The sequence below is a fragment of the Bradyrhizobium sp. LeoA1Lang genome (assembly GCF_055413685.1).
Genome location: NZ_JBVAPG010000414.1, coordinates 1 through 1,156 on the forward strand (window position 1 = coordinate 1; position 1,156 = coordinate 1,156).

Sequence of the window (1,156 nt, forward strand, 5' to 3'; positions counted from 1 at the left end):
CAAGCGGCAAGCTTTTGGCGATCCCCTATGCCGAGACGGCTCCGGGTACGGCCTTTGAGCAGTTGTCGCGGGCCTGGGCGCCGTTCAAGGAAGCCTATTACTATACCCAGCGCCGCGGCTTTGCCGCGCCGCCGGGCATCCCCGACGTTGGCCCGCATGATTATGCGCTGGAAGGGTGCTTCAAGCTGTCCGTTCTGCCCGACCGCCCCGCAGGCGCAGTGCATCCCTTCCGGTTAGAGGGGCGAGACGGCGAGATCGCCTTGCGGCCGCATGACGGCTGCGGCTTCATCAGGGCCTCACTGGCCGAGCGCATGCCGGCCATTGCCAGGGCTCGCCACGGCGCTCCCGAGCGGATGCCTGCCTATGCCGATAATAGGCAATCGGCGGTACCGCCCTCGGCGCTGCAACATTATCCGCGCAGCGTCGAGGTGGCACAGGAGACCCGCGAGAAGGCTCTGGCTTGGCTCGAAACCCATCAAAACCTCACCGCCGAGGAGCTGTTCCGGACGGTCACGGGCGGGCATATCGAGGGTTCGGGCGCTATCGCCGTGCCGTCCAGCGACGAATGCCTGCATGTGCCGACGGGCAAGAGCAAGACGTTGACCCGTGACGCTGGCGTGCTTGTCGGACGCTCCCCCTATGACAAGCCCAACCTGCGCCCGTTCGCCGCCGACCGGGTCAGGTCGACGCGCGATGGCGATCGGACCGCGGCGTTCCTGGATCGGTGCGTGGCCTTCCAATACAGCTTCAACGTCGCGCACAGGTCTGGGGCTGGGCTTGCCGCCGACGATCCGACCTTCTTTGCCAAAGGCATCTTGATCGTTGTGCCCGACGAAATGTGGCCGGCGGACTTCGCCGACCGCGGGGTGGTGATGTCTGCCGAGGACGTAAAGTGCCATTCGCGCTGGTTGGAGGAAAAGGACCGGGTCAAGGCCGACACCGGGCTCGAATGCGTCGGCATCCTGCAGGCGACGGAGGTGTTCGCGCCCGGCTCTTTGGTTGCGGTTCCGAGCGCCGAACAAAAAAAACTCGACGGCGATTTTGACGGCGACATGGTCGTCATCATCGGCGACCGGCCTCGCCTCTACGAGCATGTGCGCCAGTTCGACGCGCAGCTGCAGGCGCGCGGCATCGCCTCGATGAAGCCGCCGAAGTC

1 pseudogene is annotated in these 1,156 nt (G+C 65.6%); it reads left to right on the forward strand.

Going from position 1 to position 1,156, the window contains the following annotated elements:
- Positions 1-1,156, forward strand: a pseudogene (locus ACZYOF_RS43870) (shikimate kinase); the annotation flags it as partial.